This is a genomic window from Janthinobacterium psychrotolerans (genome assembly GCF_001677885.1).
Taxonomy (GTDB): domain Bacteria; phylum Pseudomonadota; class Gammaproteobacteria; order Burkholderiales; family Burkholderiaceae_D; genus Janthinobacterium; species Janthinobacterium psychrotolerans.
Genome location: NZ_LOCQ01000061.1, coordinates 55,520 through 72,620, shown reverse-complemented (window position 1 = coordinate 72,620; position 17,101 = coordinate 55,520). Strand labels below are relative to the sequence as shown.

The following is a 17,101-nucleotide window of genomic DNA, read 5'->3' as shown; positions in this document are numbered from 1 at the left end:
GCTAACATTGATTTTTGGAACTATTTTTGCCGCCGTCAGGAAAGCCCTATGGAAAGTCGTCTCAGCCGCCTGGAAGCGGTACAAACCGTGTTGCTGGAGATCGGCCAGCGTTCCAGCACCTGCAGCGATATCGCCGACTTCCTGCAGGCGGTGCATGCGGCTCTGGGGCGCATCATGTATGCGGCCAATTTTTATGTGGCGCTGAGCGACCGCGACGACGGTACCGTGCGCTTTCCGTACTTTGTCGACGAGTTCGACAGCGCGCCCGATGCGGCCCACGGCGTGCGCCTGGCCAGCGCCGAACAGTCGCCCACTGCCTGGGTCATTGTCAACCGCAGGCAGCTGGTGATGACGGCTGGCGACGCGGCCATGCATGTCGAGGGCGGCGCTTCCTGGGGCGGCGGCACGGCGGCCGAGCACTGGATCGGCTGCCCGCTGCTCGACCAGCAGCACCAGGTGCTGGGCGCCATCGTAATCCAGAGCTACGACGCCGAGCACCGCTTCAGCCAGGAAGACGAGGCCCTGTTCGCGCTGATCGCCACCCATGTGTCGAGCGCGCTGCAAGGCCTGCAAAGCATGGACCGGCTGGAAAAGGCGGTGCAGGAACGCACGGCCCTGCTGGCGCACGAAGTGGCCGAGCGGCGCCGCGCGGAAAACCTGCAGCATGCGCTGTTTGAAATCGCCAACCTGTCGGCCCAGGCGGCCGACGCCACCACCCTGTACACGCGCCTGCACGCCATCATCAGCGCACTGGTGACGGCCAAAAATTTCCTGATCGCCCTGTACCATCCGGATAGCCACGAGATCACGATTCCGTACTTTGTCGATGAAAAAGATGCGCAGGCGCCAGTGAAACGTTTTCATTATGGCGTGGGCATGAGTTCCTATGTGCTGGCGCGGCGCCAGCCCTGCCTGCTCGACGCCGGCAGCTATGCGGCGCTGCTGGCCAGCGGCAAAATGAACGAGCCGCTCGGCAATGCCGGCATCGCCAGCTGGATGGGCGCGCCGATGCTGCTGGGTGAGCGCGCCTATGGCGTGATCATCGTGCAAAGTTATGATGCTTCAGTGGTGTATGGCCAGGCGGAGCTGGATGTGCTGGCCTTTATGGCCAGCCATGTGGCGGTGGCGATCGCCCGCATGCAGGCCGACCGCGCCATGCGCCAGGCCAAGGAAGCCCTGGAAGAGCAGAATGCGGCCCTGAACAGCGCGCTGCAGGCCTTGAAGGAAGCGCAGTCGGAACTGGTGCGCCAGGAAAAGCTGGCCTCGCTGGGTCGCCTGGTGGCCGGCGTCGCCCATGAAATCAATACGCCGCTGGGCATTTGCGTCACGGCCACCAGCCACCTGGTGCAGGAGCTCAAACTGACGCGCGAAGACCTGGCGTCCGGCCAGCTCGACGAAGACGGCTTGCAGGAGTTTTTCGGCATTATCGACCAGACCCTGCGCATCATGACCACCAACACCCAGCGCGCCGCGGCGCTGGTGCGCAGCTTCAAGCAGGTGGCCGTCGACCAGTCTTCGGACGACATGCGCAGCTTTAACCTGCGCAAATATCTCGACGAAATTTTATTGTCGCTGCAGCCCAAGCTCAAGGGCAAGCCGATCAAGGTCGAGGTCGAGTGCGCACCCGAGCTGCAGCTGCGCAGTTATCCTGGCGCGATTTCGCAGATCGTCACCAATATGGTGGTCAATTCCTTGGTACATGGGTTTGCGGAAGGCGAGCCGGGCAATATCAGGATCAGCGCTCGCAGCGACGGCGAGATGCTGCTGCTCGACTATAGCGATGATGGGTTGGGGATGGATAGTGCCACCCTGGGACAGTTGTTTGATCCGTTTTTTACGACCAAGCGTGGGTCCGGGGGCAGTGGCTTGGGGGCGCATATTTTGTATAACCTGGTGACGGGGCCTTTGGGAGGGACGGTCAAGGTGGCGAGTGCGCCGGGGATGGGGTTGCACTATACGATACGCTTCCCCCTCGAACCGAAGAGTGCTTGAACTTTAAACTTCAAAACAGCGGGCCGGAGACGCGGGCCTGAGAAAATGCCGATGGCTGCGTTGCGGCTCCTCGCCGACCATGCGTACTGTCTTCGTCGCCGCGCCTTGCCCTCGACATTTTTCAGGCCCGCTTGGCCCGAAGCGCCCAGGTTGGGGTCTTGGGGCGAAACTTGGTTTGCTGGTGTGCATATTGCCAGGGCAAGGGCACTTGGCTATTTGAGGTGTGGCTGCTGTCGCCCCACAGCGGCCTTTCCATTCTGTGCAAGCAATCCTGCTCCCCAATCTAAATCGTTTTTGCCTGCCGCTTAAGGTGCAGTTTCAGTTGTGCAAAATAAAATAAACCTGCCACGAGTACGAACGCAAATGATTCAACGTACAGAACAAAATGTCCAGTTTCTACAGCGTTCCAGAACTTCATAACTGACAGCAATAGCCAAGGAAGGGGAGCTATAAACCTCGCATTTTGCCGGGCAAATCTCAACATTTGCAACTTTCGTTTTTAAATTATTCAGTGGCCGCTTTTGGCTTATTGCCGACCCTCATCAATTCCCACCGCATTCGCAAACCGTGCATGACGAGCTCAGCCGCAGCCACTTTCTGCGGCTTCTTCAGACCCACTGATTGCGACTGATAAAAAGGCCGTGCCTGCATAGCCCGTGCCGCGTCCGCCTAGCGTATCGCTGACGTCTGCGGCAACTCCGCCTAGTCCGGAAACCGCTGATTGAGCGCCAGCGCCTCATCGAGATTCGCAATCAACAACTCCACATACTGCGGATCGAGGTGGCTGCCGCTCACTTCGCGCAGGTAGCTGACCACGCGTTCGAGGGGCCAGGCTTCCTTGTAGCAGCGCTTGTGCATCAGCGCGTCGAAGACGTCGGCCACCGCAGCGATGCGGGCGTATTTGTGGATGTCTTCGCCGGCCAGGCCTTGCGGGTAGCCGCTGCCGTCGTATTTTTCATGGTGCTGGTGGGCGATCACGGCGGCTGCTTTTAACAGCGGGCGCTGCGAGCCGTCGAGGATGGACATGCCGACCGTCGGGTGCTGCTTCATGATTTCCCATTCGGCCGCGTCGAGCTTGCCCGGTTTCAATAGCACCGCGTCGGGGGTCGAGATCTTGCCGATGTCGTGCATCGGTGCGGCGTGGCGCAGCACCATGGTTTCTTCGTCCGACATCCCCGACGCCTGCGCCAGCAGCTGGCACACTTCGGCCATGCGGCGCACGTGGTTGCCGCCTTCGTGGGAGCGCGATTCGACCACGTCGCCCAGGCGCAAGATCAGTTCGGCCTGGGTGTCGGTGATTTCCTGGGTCAGCAGGATGTTGTCGAAGGCGATCGCCACGCCGGAACAGAATACTTCCAGCAGCTGCGCGTCGAGGTCGGAAATTTCTTCCACGCCCTTTAATACCAGCAGGGACGCCTTGCCGCTGCTGTTGGGAAAATAGCCGACATAGGTGTCGCCATGCAGGCGCGAAATCTTGTTGCTCTTGGCCTCGTCCAGCTGCGACAGCAGGGCAGGGCTCAGCATGGCGTCGTCGGTGTCGCCGATCTGCGCCAGGATTTCATAATCCTGCACGCCGGTAATGGCGCTGGCGCCGCGCAGGCGCAGCAGCATGCTTGTTTCCAGGCGCAGCAGGGCGACCACTTGCTGCAGCAGGCCGCTGGCGAAGTCGCGCAGGTTGCGCTGCTTGAAGATGTGCGCCGAGGCGGCGATCACGCGCTCCAGGCCTTCGCGGTAATGCAGCTGCGACAGCCGCGCTTCCTCGACCTTCATGATGTCGCGGTAGGCGCGCAGGGCGGCAAAGGTGGTGGTAAACAGCTTGGTGCGGTCGAGCTCGGTTTTTTCCTTGTAATCGTTGATATCGTAATTGACGATCACGCGCTCTTCCGGCGCCTGGCCAGGCTGGCCCGTGCGCAGCACGATGCGGGTAAAGTGGTTGCCGAGATCTTCGCGCATCCAGCGCGCCACTTCCAGCCCACTGTCTTCGCGCTCCATCACCACGTCGAGAAACACCAGCGCAATGCCCTCCTCGCGCGCCAGCACCTGCTTGGCCTCGGCGCCGCTGTAAGCATGCACGAAACTGAGGGCGCGGCCTTCGAGGCGGAAACGGGACAATGTCAGCTTGGTGATGTCGTGGATGTCGGGTTCATCGTCGACAAGCAAGACTTTCCACGGTGGTAACTTGGGCGAGGCTGAAGACAAAAATGACATAAGGGCGAGTTCCGCTAAAGGGCATGACTGACCGCCAGGCGCCAGGCGATCCCTGTGCGCCACCAGTGGCGTTGCGCGTTTTCCGGGCGCATTCTGTCGATTGTAGACCGAGCGCATGGTATTAACAACAGGCAAGATTAATTGTCCTGTTTCCATGCAACAGTGTCTTCAATACATGAAAACATTGTCATACATGCTTTATATCTTATGCAACTATATTCTCAAGACAATACTTTGTTTTAATTGATATTGCCATTAAAAAATTACAGCTAGAGCTTATGGCCGCACCTGCTGTTCGCCACTTCGTAACAAGGTATGAATTTCAGTGGGCAGAGCAGGTGAAGCGCGTATATTCGACGCTGGAGCTGACTGCCATTGTTTTTTGAAAGGGATGATCATGAAGAAGGAAATCAGGCGCCTGCTGCTGGCGGGAGCCGTCTTGTTGGCAAGCAATGGGGCCTGGGCGCAGGCTGCCTCGAACACCGAGGTGCGCTATGACAAGCCGGAACAATTCATGGACGTATCGTTCGACCAGCACAAGCGCGAAGAAGTGCTGACGGAACTGACGCGCCACTTCGAAAAACTGGGCGCCACGCTGCCTGCCGGCCAGCAGCTCAAGATCGTCGTCAAGGATATCGACCTCGCGGGCCGCGAAAATCCGGCGCTCAGGACAGCGAATGACATCCGCGTAATGACCGGCGGCGCCGACTGGCCGCGCATCAGCCTGTCCTACGTGCTGGAACAGGACGGCAAGGTGATCGGGAGCGCCGATGCGCAGCTGTCCGACATGGCTTACCTGACCCATATGAACCGTTACGCCAGCGGCGAGCGCTTGCGCTATGAAAAGCGGATGATCGACGAATGGTTTGCCAAAGCCTTCAACATACCGCTGAGCCGGCTCAATCGATCCAGTTAACCTGGGTAAATTTGCTGCCGAACTCTTCCGGCATGGGCACTACCTGGCTGCGCTTGTAGTTGAAAAACACAAAGCCGGACTTGGCCATGGCGATCAGGGTGTTGTCGCGCGGACGCGTGATGCGGAAGGTGATGTCGCCGCCGTATTTGTTGAAGTCCATCACGCCTACTTCGAACAGCAGCTGGTCGCGCGCATGGGCTTCGGCGCGGTAGGTGGTGGCCAGGTCGGTGACGATGATGCCGGTGCCGTCGGCCTCGATGTCGCGCACGCCGAATTCGAACAGGAAGCGGGCGCGCGCCTCTGAAATCATGGAGATCATGGAGTCGTTGCCAAGATGATTGCCGGCATTGATGTCGGTGGTGCGTACCGTCAGTTGCGAGGAATAGCAGTATTGGTCTTCAGGAAATTCAAGTTTCAAACGGGCCATGGGTCTCTCTTTGCAGGTGCGCCGGAGGTGGCGGGAAAGTCAATTCTAGCTGCTTCCCCGCCGGGCGTCGAAAAATGCCACTGTGTCATTGCTTGCGCACGATGCGATACACTTTGCCGCTGCCGCCGAGCAGGTACAGTTCCTTTTGCGCATCCTGGCCGAACGACACGATATTGCCGACGTTGGTGATATTCCAGGTCGTCACGGCCGAGGCGCTGCCATTGCTGTAAGTGAAACTCTTCAGCCAGCCGCTGCAAAAGTCGGAGTACAGGTAGTGGCCCGCCAGCTCCGGCAGCGCCGTGCCGCGATACACATACCCGCCCGTAATCGAACAGCCACCGTTGCTGTCGTGGCCGTATTCGACCTTGGGCAGCACCAGCCCAGCCTGGCTGCAACTGGCGCTGTCGTAGCACTGCGTGCCTTCCATGATGTCCCAGCCATAATTGTTGCCTGCCTGGCCCATGGGCGCCACATTGACTTCTTCGCGCTGGGCCTGGCCCACGTCGGCGATATACAGTAGTTGCGCCGTGGTATCGAAAGCGTAGCGCCAGGGATTGCGCAGCCCGTAGGCCCAGATTTCGCCGCGCTTGCCCGTCATGTTGACGAAGGGATTGCCGGCCGGGATGGTGTAGGGATGCGCGATGGTGCTGGCGTTCACGTCGAGGCGCAGCATCTTGCCCAGCAGCACATTGGTATTTTGCGCATTGCCGGCCGGGTCGCCGGCGCCGCCGCCGTCGCCGGTGGCCGCATACAGATAGCCGTCCGGGCCAAAACTGAGCAGGCCGCCATTGTGGTTGTTGAAGCCGGGGTGGGGAATGGCGATGATCTGCACGCTGGCCAGCGCATCGGCGACATTGGCGTTGCCGGCCGAGACCTGGCGCCGTTCGATGACGATATTGCCGATCAGATCGGTGTAGTACAGGAAAAAATAGCCGTTGCTGGCGTATTGCGGATGAAACGCCATCGACAGCAGGCCCCGTTCGCCGTCGGTGGTGGTGCGGCTGCTGATGTCGAGAAACGGCGTGGGCAGCAGGCTGCCGTTGGCGACGATGCGGATGCGTCCGGCGCGCTCGACGATGAACAGGCGGCTGTCGCCGGGCGGCGCCGTCAGGAAGGTCGGCCCCTGCAGGCCGCTGGCCACTTCCTGCAGGGCCAGCGCCAGCGGCGCCGTGGCCGCGTAGGCGACGCCGGCGCTGGCGCTGGTGCCGGCGCCCACCTGCACTTGCTGGCTCGCTGGCGTGGCCGCCAGGTTGCCTGTGCCGTACGCCACGTTGGCGGCGGTGACGGCATAGGCGCCGGGCGCCAGCTCGTTCAGCGTGGCAGAGGCCGTCAGCAGCTTGCTGTAGGACGCCGGTCCGGTGACGGTGACGGCGCCATTCACGCCGGCCGGCAGGCCGCTGATGCTGACCGCCAGGCTGCCGGTGGTGGCGCCTGGCGGCGGATCGTCGTCATCGTCGTGGCCGCCGCACGAGGCCAGCAGGCCCACGGTGAACAGCATCAGCAGCGCCAGCAACGTGTGTTTTAAAGCGGAGGGGGAAATTCGATTGCGCATGTCAGTCTCCCGGGATGGAACGACGCAGCCGCCTGTCGGATGATGACGGCGTTGAACTACAATCATGCATTTTCTCGCTGGCTGGCTTGATCCGTCGCAAGCGATCACCGAACTGTCGCGAGCATGCGCCGGCCGCATACCGCGTCCGTTCGCTGCCGCACGATCGGACAAAGGCGCGGCGTTTTCAGACAATTGCGGCGCAGTTCTTCCCGCGCGCGGCGCAGGCAGGCCATAATGCGCAATCCGAAACCCACACCGCGCAGGAGCAACCCATGAAAACCAAAGCAGCCGTGGCCTGGAAGGCCGGCGCCCCATTGACCATCGAAGAAGTCGACCTGGCCGGCCCGCGCGAAGGCGAAGTGCTGATCGAACTGAAAGCGACCGGCATCTGCCATACCGATTACTACACCTTGTCGGGCGCCGATCCGGAAGGCATCTTCCCCGCCATCCTGGGCCATGAAGGCGCCGGCATCGTGGTCGAGGTGGGCCCGGGCGTGAAAACCCTGAAAAAAGACGATCACGTGATTCCGCTGTACACGCCGGAATGCCGCGAGTGCAAGTTCTGCCTGTCGCAGAAAACCAATCTGTGCCAGAAAATCCGCAGCACCCAGGGCCGTGGCCTGATGCCGGACGCCACCAGCCGCTTTTCGCTCGACGGCAAGCCGCTGTTCCACTACATGGGTACTTCGACCTTTTCGAACTATATCGTGGTGCCGGAAATCGCCCTGGCCAAGATCCGCGAAGACGCGCCGTTCGACAAGGTCTGCTACATCGGTTGCGGCGTGACCACCGGCGTGGGCGCGGTGCTGTTCTCGGCCAAGGTCGAGGCGGGCGCCAACGTGGCCGTGTTCGGCCTGGGCGGCATCGGCCTGAACGTGATCCAGGCGGCCAAGATGGTTGGCGCCGACAAGATCATCGGCATCGACATCAACCCGGCGCGCCAGGCGATCGCGCGCAAGTTCGGCATGACGCACTTTATCAATCCGAATGAAGTGGACAACGTGGTCGACGCCATCGTGCAGCTGACCGACGGCGGCGCCGATTACAGTTTTGAATGTGTCGGCAACACCACCCTGATGCGCCAGGCGCTCGAGTGCACGCACAAGGGCTGGGGCAAATCGTTCATTATCGGCGTGGCGGCGGCCGGCCAGGAAATCTCGACCCGTCCGTTCCAGCTGGTGACGGGCCGCGAATGGCGCGGTTCCGCGTTTGGCGGTGCACGCGGCCGTACCGACGTGCCGAAGATCGTCGACTGGTATATGGAAGGCAAGCTCAATATCGACGACCTGATCACGCACCGCCTGCCGCTCGAACGCATCAACGAAGGTTTTGACCTGATGAAGAGCGGCGAATCGATCCGTTCGGTGGTGCTGTACTGATACAGTCAGCGGCTGGTGCTGGAGAAACGTTCGCGGTAGTCGCGCGGCGTCACCCCGAGTTTCTTCTGGAACAGCCGGCGCAGCCGTTCTTCGCTGTGCAAACCGGTTTGCGCCGCCACCTGTTTCAGTGACGAGACGTTTTCTTCCAGCAAGCGGCGCGCGACCTCGAAGCGCGCCGTTTCGATGAATTCCGTGGGATTGGTTTGCGTTTCGCGCTGGAACACGCGCGTAAAATTGCGCTCGCTCATGGCCAGGCTGGCCGCCAGCTGCGGCACGCTGAGGTCTTCGGCCAGGTGTTCCATGATCCATGCCTGCAACTGGCGGATGGTCGGGTGGGTCGTCATCTGGCTCGACAGGTGCACCGAAAACTGCGACTGCCCGCCCGGACGCTTCAGGTACACCACCAGGTCGCGCGCCACCTCCAGGGCGATATCGCGGCTGAAATCCTCTTCCACCAATGCCAGCGCCAGGTCGATGCCGGCCGTCACGCCGGCCGAGGTCCACACATTGCCTTCGCGCACGAAGATCGCATCGGCATTGACGTCGATCTGCGGATAGCGCCGGCGCAGGCTGTCGACCGCGCTCCAGTGCGTGGCGGCGCGCTTGCCATCGAGCACGCCCGCTTCGGCCAGGAAAAAGCAGCCCGTGCACAGCGCCGCCAGGGTATCGATGCGTGGCGCCGCCTGCGCCACCCAGGCGGCAATCGCCGGGATCTCGTCGAGCACCTGCTCGACGTTATGGCAGCCGACAATCACCGCCAGGTCGGGCAGGTTGGTGCTCGACAAGGCTTTGCTGGCCTGCAAATTCATCAGCGTGTCCGATTCCACCGGGCCGATGGCAGTGGAGGCGATGCGCATGTCATAGCCACCTGGCAAGTTGCGCAGGCGCAGGTGAGTGTTGGCATAATCAAACACCTTCATGGCGCCGATGGCTTCGAGGGCCTTGAAGCCCGGGTAAATAATGATGTCGACGGTGCGCAGGGGCGAGCGGGAAGTGGCGAGCGAATCGGTCATCAGGGGCATGGTGAGCTGGGTCAAGGCGACAGCTTAGCATGCGTGGGCACTGCTCAAAGTCAATCCTCGATGCTTCCTGGATACTAAACGGCTTTATAATCGCGGCTATGAAAAACGCCCTGTTCAAGTATCTGGCAGTATTCTGGCTATTTTTGACCGTCTCTGTCGTCACGCAGGCTGCCAACCTGAATTTCAATGGCGGCGCCGTGTCGGCTTGTTCCATCACGGGCAATCAATATAGTTGTAGTGGCCTCGATATGCCCGATTACAACAACACCATGGTGATTGCCAGCGGCTACACGGTGGTGGTGCCAGGCCCCATTTCCTTCGGATACAACCAGAGCCTGACAATGAGCGGTACGGCGGCGCTGTTTGTCAATGGCGACCTCGATATCGGCAATATCAACGGCCCCAACCTGAGGATCTCCGGCGGCAGCCTGACAGCGCAGGGCGGCACGTTCAAGGTCGGGCAGCAGGCCCAGACGCTGACGGCGAACGTCAGCGCGACCAATATTTACCTGGGCAGTGGCTCAACCCTGAACATCACCGGCACCATTACGGCCACCGGACTGGTCGATGTTGCTTCGCATGCCACCGTCACCGGCCCGATCAGTGGCTCCACCGTGCATACCAATTCGCCGGTGGTGCTCAATGGCGACGTCACCGCCAGGGTCGAGTTCAACCTGGCGTCCGGCAGCCGCCTGACCGGCAAGCTGGTCTCGCCCACCGTCAATATCGAACCATCGGACACCCGTGTCGTCGGCGATGTCACGGCGTCCAAATCGCTGACCCTTGGTTCTGGGAATTTTATTTCCGGCAACGTTGTGGCGGGGAAGCTCGAATTGCAATCGTCGGAAGCGTATATCACCGGCAACGCCAGGGTCGATTCCATCATCCTCGGCTGGCATGGGCGGGTACGGCAGCAAATTACCTGCAATGCCTATACGCCCAGCACTCCCTGCAGCTGCGTGAGCAATAACAGCGGCTACGATGCAGGCACGGTCAACGGGCCTTCCTGCGCCGCGCCGCAAGTGGCCGGCCCCCATCATTTCCAGATCACCCACCCGGCCGCAGCACTGAGCTGTGCCCCGGGAAAAGTCACTGTCAAGGCCTGCGCCGACGCCAGCTGCGGTACCGCCTATACCAATGGCGCAACCGTCGTTCTGTCGCCAGGCGGCGCCACGGCGCAGACGGGCAATACCGGCAGCGTCGACAGCACGGTGGCGCAATATGCGGGCGGCACGGCCACCCTGAGCCTGACCAGCACGCCGTCCACCACGGGCGCATTGGTGTGCAAAAACAGCGCCACCGGCAACGTTACCAACTGCCAGATGCCGTTCAACAGCAGCGGCCTGCAGGTCAGCGGCGATGCGCGCTATGCGGAAGATGAGGCGACGGTGTCGATCAGCGCGCTGCAGGCGTCGGGCAGCAATCCCAAGGCTTGCGTGCCGCTGTTTGCCAACCAGGATAAAGCCATCAAGCTCAAGTGTACTTACAACAATCCCGATAGCGGAACGCTGCCTGCACGCATTCAGGGCACGAATGGCGCTTACGTGCCGTTGGGCGCCAATGAAAGCAGTGCCTGCAGCACAACCGCCGTCGATGTCATGTTGAAATTCGATGCTACCGGCGAGGCCAGGCCGAACATGTTGTATGCGGACGCGGGGCAGCTGGGCCTGGTGGCCACTTATACTTCGAACAGCGGCGCCGACAAGGGTCTGAGCATGACCGGTGAAGGCAGGGTGATTGTCGCGCCGGCCTCGTTTGCATTTACCACCTTGGCCACGCCGCAGCGTGCGGGATTGGCTGCCATGCCGGTGACCCCCGTTTCTCCCTCCGTCAGTGTGACGATCTCGGCGGTGAATGCCAAGGGCGGCGTGACGAGAAACTTTGGCCGGGAGAAAACGGTACAGCAGGTGGTGCTTGATCGTCGCGTGGAGGCGCCCATCTTCGCAGGCCATGCCAATCCGGTCGTTGCCGGGACCTTGAGTTTTTTGAACAGCAACGGGGTGATCGCGGCGCCAGCGTTGATCTGGCCCGAAGTGGGGCGCATCAAATTTACCGCCGGCCTGCAGAGCAGCTATCTGGACAGCACTTTGCAGCCGCTCGGCAGCAGCAATGAAGTCACTTTTGTGCCGCATCACTTCGTCACTGAGCTCATCGAGATGGGAAACAGCACGAGTCCGTTTCCCTTTATCTGCGCGGCGCCGCTCAACTGTGCAGGCAAGCGTGCCGTCTATTCGCGCCAGCCGTTCGCGCTGCGCATCCGGGCAGAAACGTCCGCCAATCAGGCGACCCTCAATTTCGACGCCAGAAACAAGGATCTGACCGGGCAGGTAGTGCTGAATGGCTACGAAGCAACGACTGCCAATACCAACAGCCCGCAGGTCAGGCCGGCCGGCAGCACGCTGACTGATGACGCTACTCCGGCCGCCACGGTGACGGGGATGGCAATAGGACAGTTCAGCGATGGCATCGGCACCCAATCGATTGCCTATCAATTTCCCGTGGCGTTTTCGCTTTCGCCAGGACCGGTGGTGCTGGCGTCGCCGACAGACGTGATGCTGCGTGCCAGTTACAACCATGCAGGCGTTACGGCGAGCTCCGCAGCGGCGCAGCAGGGTACGGAGGCGCAACTGACGGTGCTGACGGGACGCGCCATGGTGCCCAACAGCTACGGCTCGGAACTGCTGCCGATCCGGCTGGCCGTACAGGCGCAGTACTGGGATGGCACGGCCTGGCGCATCAATCTTGCCGATAGCAAAACCCGATTCGGCAAAATCAATGTAGTGCTGGCCAACTGCCTCAAGCAGGTCGTGTGCAACCCCGTGATGATTGCCGACCAGGCATATCAGTTCAGTGGCGGTGTGTTGGCAGGCAATGATCGTCTGACCCTGCTGGCGCCGAAGGTGGCCGGCAGCGTCGATGTGTCGGTGGGCGGCTTTTCCTATCTGCCATCGAGCGTGGGCCGCGTGGTGTTCGGCGTGTTCAGGTCCGGCCCAGTGCTGTATCTGCGCGAAATGTACTAAACGTCTGACATAAGCTGCTGCGCGTCGCGCTTTGCGGCCTGCGATGCTCACTGTGCTCAAGCACAGTTGTGCTTCTCGGCCACAAATCGCTGCCGCTCGCGACGGTTCTGTCAGACGTTTCGGCATTGTCGCCTGTCACAAGACAGGGGCAGGGCGGACGCAGGAAGCGGCAAAAACCAGTAAGATGCCTTTCTGTTTCCTCCCCCTTACAGAACTGGAGTCTTCATGAGCATCACTACGCAGTGGATCGATATTGCCGGCGCCGACGGCGTCACTTTCCAGGCCTACCTGGCCGTGCCGCATATCGGCAAAGGCCCCGGCATCGTGCTGTTGCAGGAAATTTTTGGCGTCAACGAACATATCCGCACGGTGGCCGAGCAATATGCGCTGGACGGCTATGTGGTGCTGGTGCCCGACCTGTTCTGGCGCGACGGCGCACACATCGAACTGGGCTATGACGAGGCTGGCTGGAAGCGCGCCGTCGAACTGATGCAGGCCACCGATAACGCGCACGCCGTGGCCGACATCACCGCCAGCGTCGCCGCCCTGCGCGCGCGTCCTGAAGTCGACGGCAAGATCGCTTCCATCGGCTACTGCTTCGGCGGACGTTTGTCCTACCAGACGGCAGCGGCCGGCCTGGTCGATAGCGCCATCGCCTATTACGGCGGCGGCATCCAGAACAAGCTGGACCTGGCCGACGAGATCAAGGTGCCGCTGCTGATGCATTTCGGCGGCAACGACAGCCATATCCCGGCTGACGCCGTGAAAAGCATCGCCGAACGCTTCGACGGCCGCGAAGAGGTGGAAATCCATGTCTACCCGCAAGCCGAACACGGTTTCAACTGCAATTACCGCGACAGCTACCATCAGCGCGCGTCGGTGCAGGCGCATGGCAATTCGCTCATTTTCCTGTCAGAAAATCTGTAGCCACCTCGGCAGCAAAGCGGCATGGGCGCTAAAATAGCGCCTGTGCCGGGCATTCCGGCCGGCCGGGCGCCGTGCCCGGCAAACCTGGATGAGGAACCGAATCAAAGATGGCCCAAGTAACTGTTTCTGTGACACTGGCGGCAAGCGCCGAACGCGTGTGGGATTTTATCGGCGGCTTCCATTCGCTGGCGGAGTGGTCGAGCTCGATCAAGACCAGCTTGCCGGAGCAGGGCGGCCGCGTGCGCCGCCTGAAAACCACGGACGGCGCCATCATCGCCGAGCGCCTGCAAAGCTTCAGCGAAGCGGACAAAAGCTACAGCTACACCATCGTCTCGGGCCCGATTCCCGTCAAAAACTACCGTTCCACCCTGCGCGTGACGGGCGAGCCTGGCGCCGCCTCCTGCGTGGCCGAATGGGCCAGCCAGTTCGACGCCGCCGAAGGCGTGGAAGAGGTGATGGTCGGCGCCTTCCAGCACCTGTATGAGACGGCGTTTGTCGACCTGAAACGGATCATGGCGATTTGATACGCGCTGACGCGCTTACACTTCGTAGTCGACTATCATGTTCCTGGCGCGCGCTTCCTTGAGCCACATCGGGAACTCTTTCATCATGCGGTCGTACAGTTCGGCTTCGGAGATCTGGCGCAAGTCGTCGACGGCAAAGAAATTGGCGTTGTCGATATGGCGTTTCGACAGTTCATCGAGTTTGGCCAAAGCGCCATAACCGGAGCCGCCGATGCCGATGAACTGCCAGAAGATCGGCAAGGTGCTGGCCCAGCGTATCAGGAACTGGATCTCGCTGTTCTCCGACACGCCGCCGTCTGAAATGAACAGCACGAATACCGGCGCCCTGGCAGTGATGGCTGGGGCAAAGCCTTTCGGAAATACTTTTTTCAATCCGAAAAAGCCTTTATTGTCAGCATCAGCTTCCGGCGGCGCCAGGCCGGAAAAGTGCTCGATCACCTGCCGTATGACCACCGGTTCATTATTGGTGTTTGACTGCACGTCCATCATCCATTGAAACCAGCCTCCCGCCTCTTGCGTGACATAGTCCTTGAAATTGCCGAAGGTGACGTTCGACAACTGCTTGCTCTTGTTCCCAAAGGCCCAGGTTTCCAGCGCTTCGTCGTCATCGAAATGCACGCCCAGCGGAAACACGCGGTTGACCACCTCCTGCACCTGGCCGCGTTCATACTGCTGTTTCATCGAACCGGACGCGTCGATGACAAACGCCACTTTGGCGCGCACGCGCTCCAGCTTGTTCTTGGCCAGGGACACACCGGCGATTTTTGCCAGTGACACCAGTTGCGGCGCTTTTTGCTCGAAGCGTTTTTCCAGCGAGACCCTGGCTGGCGCTGGTGCCGGCGCCGGCGCAGTAGCGGCAGCGGCCGGCGCGAGCGCACCGCCAAAGTGCACCAGCAGGGCGTCGAGCCCGCCATTGAAACCCTGGCCATTGACGCCGAGGCGCCAGTCGCCATCTTTCCTGTAGAGCTCGGCAACCATGATGGCTTTTTCGCCGCTGAAATCAGCGCCGCTCAAGGCGAACACATGTTCGCCCAGGCGAAACTCCAGGCTGCCCAGCTCGCGCATGGTCTGGCTGTGCGCCGGGTCGATGGCGGCCGCAAATACCAGCTTGTCGATCTGCGCCGGCAGCGCTGGCAGCCTGAGCATGAACTGGCTGTCGGGCACGTCGGCAAGCAGGCGGATCTCTTCCCTGGGCGAGGCGGCCTGGTTGTAGAACACCATATAGGCGTCGTCGGACAACTTGCCGTTCGCGTCGAGGCCAAAACAGCTGACGTCGATATGGAAGGGCGCCTTGACGGTACACCGCACGGCGAGGTCCGCCGCCACAGTGCCGCTGTCGAGCTTGAGTTTCTGGCCTTTTTGTAACGACATGCTGGTCCTTGTCAGATAATCGATGGGCTTGCTTTTAGCGCTTGACCTTGCCAAACGCCTCGTCCTTGTTCCATGCCGGCATGGTCTTGTCATTCGCCACTTCATAGCCCAGGTTCAGGGTGAACTGCGCCTGCTGCACCATGCCCGACAGATCCCAGGACGGGTGATATTCGTCCGTGACCTGATGATAATCTTTCTTGAACGCAACCAGGCGCGCGCTTGACGCTTTCGAGTCCTTGACGAAGTCGAACGAGCCATCGCCCGAAAACACGGCCGAGCCCACGTTGAAGGCGGGAATGCCGGCCTTGGCGAACGCAAAATGGTCGGCGCGGTAAAAGGCGCCGGACAGGTCGGGGATGGCCGGCGCCAGGCGCAGGCCCATGCGTTTGGCCACCTTGGCGGCGCTCGCATACAGGCTGCTGCGCTCGGCGCCGGCCACGCCGATGTCATGCGTCTTGCCGACAAAATTCATGCTGTCGAGATTCAGGTCGGCGGCGGTCTTGGCCAGCGGCCACAGCGGTGCGCGCACCCAGGCGTTGGCGCCCAGCATGCCGGTTTCCTCGCCGGCCGGCCACAGGAAGATCTGCGTGCGGCGCGCCGGCTGCTTGACGGCCACTTGCGCCATCGCCAGCAAGGCCGCCGCGCCCGAGGCGTTGTCGATCGCGCCGTTGTAGATATGGTCGCTGCCGGCGGCGCCCTGGTCGTTGCCGTCGTCATCCTTGCCCAGGTGATCCCAGTGCGCCGAATAAATCACCGCCTCGTCTTTCAGTTTCGGATCGCTGCCGGGCACGCTGCCGGCCACATTGAATTGCTCGATGCCGCGGATGGTGCTGTTCAGCTTGACATTGACGGTGGCGTCCAGGGCCACCGGCTGGAATTCGCGCGTCTCGGCCTTGGCGCGCAGGGCGTCCAGGTCCTGGCCCGCTTGCTGGAACAGGGCGCGCGCCGTGTCTTCCTGCAGCCAGCCTTCCATCGGATTGCCGGCGCCGGCCAGGTTGAAACGCTCATGGCCAAAACCGTTGGCCGGCACCGACCACGGGTAGGAGGCCGACGCCGTCGTGTGGATCAGCAGCACGCCGGCCGCGCCCTGGCGCAGCGCTTCTTCGTATTTGTAGACCCAGCGGCCATACCAGGTCAGTGACTTGCCGGCAAAACGCTTCGGTTCCGCCGCGGTCGGCTGCGGATCGTTGACCATCATGATCACCAGCTTGCCTTTCAGGTCAACGCCCTTGAAGTCGTCCCATTGTTCCTCAGGGGCCTTGATGCCGTAGCCGGCAAACACCACGGGCGCCTCGAAGGCCACTTTCTGTTGCCCGTTGGACGCGCCAAACACGATGCCCTCGCCAAACTTGGGTGCGATGGTCTTGCCGCCGGCCTTGAAGGTCACCGTGCTGTCTGGCAAGGCCTTGCTGCCGACGATTGTCAGGCCCTGGCGATAAGTGCCGTCCTTCAAGGGCTGCAAGCCGGCCAGCGCCGCCTGGGTTTCCAGGTAGCGCACGGCCAGGTCGCCGCCGCGCTGGCCGGTGCCGCGTCCTTCGAGCAGGTCGTCGGCCAGGAAAGCCAGGTGGGCGCGCAGCGGCGCTTCGGCAACCACGGGCAGTTTCTGGGCGCTGGCGGCCGTGCCCAGCAGGGCAAGGCTGGCGGCGAGGGCAAGAGAGGTACGCATGAGGACTCCAAAATAGACAAGACTGGCTGCAACGATGATGTATCGACAGCAATCTTACTCTACGGACCATGTTTCCTGAACGTACAGCGCGGCGTGC

The 17,101-nt window shown here is 61.4% G+C and carries 12 protein-coding genes; 6 read left to right on the top strand and 6 right to left on the bottom strand.

Going from position 1 to position 17,101, the window contains the following annotated elements; translation table 11 throughout:
• Positions 1 to 48: 48 nt before the first annotated feature.
• Positions 49 to 1,992, top strand: a complete 1,944-nt coding sequence (locus ASR47_RS22405) for a GAF domain-containing sensor histidine kinase (protein WP_065310027.1) — start codon at positions 49 to 51, stop codon at positions 1,990 to 1,992.
• 702 nt (positions 1,993 to 2,694) lie between these two features.
• Here the strand turns inward: ASR47_RS22405 and ASR47_RS22400 are convergent.
• The gene (locus tag ASR47_RS22400) at positions 2,695 to 4,200 is read right to left on the bottom strand and encodes a response regulator (protein WP_065310026.1); all 1,506 of its coding nucleotides are present in this window, start codon (positions 4,198 to 4,200) and stop codon (positions 2,695 to 2,697) included.
• A 397-nt stretch (positions 4,201 to 4,597) separates the two neighbouring features.
• Here ASR47_RS22400 and ASR47_RS22395 point away from each other — a divergent pair, with 397 nt between their 5' ends.
• Positions 4,598 to 5,116 (top strand): DUF3016 domain-containing protein, encoded by a 519-nt coding sequence (locus ASR47_RS22395; protein ID WP_065310301.1) that lies wholly within the window; start codon positions 4,598 to 4,600, stop codon positions 5,114 to 5,116.
• Here ASR47_RS22395 and ASR47_RS22390 read toward each other — a convergent pair.
• Positions 5,100 to 5,543, bottom strand: coding sequence for a thioesterase family protein (locus ASR47_RS22390; protein ID WP_010394760.1), 444 nt, complete (start codon positions 5,541 to 5,543; stop codon positions 5,100 to 5,102). The two genes, ASR47_RS22395 and ASR47_RS22390, sit on opposite strands and share 17 nt — an antisense overlap.
• A gap of 85 nt (positions 5,544 to 5,628) precedes the next feature.
• Entirely contained in the window at positions 5,629 to 7,095 is a 1,467-nt protein-coding gene (locus ASR47_RS22385; RefSeq protein WP_065310025.1) for a PQQ-dependent sugar dehydrogenase, read from the bottom strand.
• A 272-nt stretch (positions 7,096 to 7,367) separates the two neighbouring features.
• Between ASR47_RS22385 and ASR47_RS22380 the strand changes: the two genes are divergently transcribed.
• The gene (locus ASR47_RS22380; RefSeq protein ID WP_065310024.1) at positions 7,368 to 8,474 is read left to right on the top strand and encodes an S-(hydroxymethyl)glutathione dehydrogenase/class III alcohol dehydrogenase; all 1,107 of its coding nucleotides are present in this window, start codon (positions 7,368 to 7,370) and stop codon (positions 8,472 to 8,474) included.
• Positions 8,475 to 8,479: 5 nt separating this feature from the next.
• Here the strand turns inward: ASR47_RS22380 and ASR47_RS22375 are convergent, their stop codons facing one another.
• Entirely contained in the window at positions 8,480 to 9,487 is a 1,008-nt protein-coding gene (locus ASR47_RS22375; protein ID WP_065310300.1) for a GlxA family transcriptional regulator, read from the bottom strand.
• Between the two features lie 107 nt (positions 9,488 to 9,594).
• Here ASR47_RS22375 and ASR47_RS22370 point away from each other — a divergent pair, with 107 nt between their 5' ends.
• The 3 genes from ASR47_RS22370 to ASR47_RS22360 all read left to right on the top strand — a co-directional run bounded on the left by ASR47_RS22370 (position 9,595) and on the right by ASR47_RS22360 (position 13,967).
• On the top strand, positions 9,595 to 12,516 hold the full coding sequence (locus ASR47_RS22370; protein WP_065310023.1) for a polymer-forming cytoskeletal protein: 2,922 nt from the start codon (positions 9,595 to 9,597) through the stop codon (positions 12,514 to 12,516).
• Positions 12,517 to 12,741: 225 nt separating this feature from the next.
• The gene (locus ASR47_RS22365; protein ID WP_065310022.1) at positions 12,742 to 13,443 is read left to right on the top strand and encodes a dienelactone hydrolase family protein; all 702 of its coding nucleotides are present in this window, start codon (positions 12,742 to 12,744) and stop codon (positions 13,441 to 13,443) included.
• A 107-nt stretch (positions 13,444 to 13,550) separates the two neighbouring features.
• Positions 13,551 to 13,967, top strand: a complete 417-nt coding sequence (locus ASR47_RS22360; RefSeq protein ID WP_065310021.1) for an SRPBCC family protein — start codon at positions 13,551 to 13,553, stop codon at positions 13,965 to 13,967.
• A 15-nt stretch (positions 13,968 to 13,982) separates the two neighbouring features.
• Here ASR47_RS22360 and ASR47_RS22355 read toward each other — a convergent pair whose 3' ends face one another.
• Complete coding sequence (locus ASR47_RS22355; protein WP_065310020.1) at positions 13,983 to 15,338, bottom strand: VWA domain-containing protein; 1,356 nt, start codon at positions 15,336 to 15,338, stop codon at positions 13,983 to 13,985.
• Positions 15,339 to 15,372: 34 nt separating this feature from the next.
• Positions 15,373 to 17,004 carry a M28 family peptidase gene (locus ASR47_RS22350; protein WP_065310019.1) on the bottom strand — a complete coding sequence of 544 codons (1,632 nt, stop codon included), beginning with the start codon at positions 17,002 to 17,004 and terminating at the stop codon, positions 15,373 to 15,375.
• Between the last annotated feature and the right edge of the window lie 97 nt (positions 17,005 to 17,101).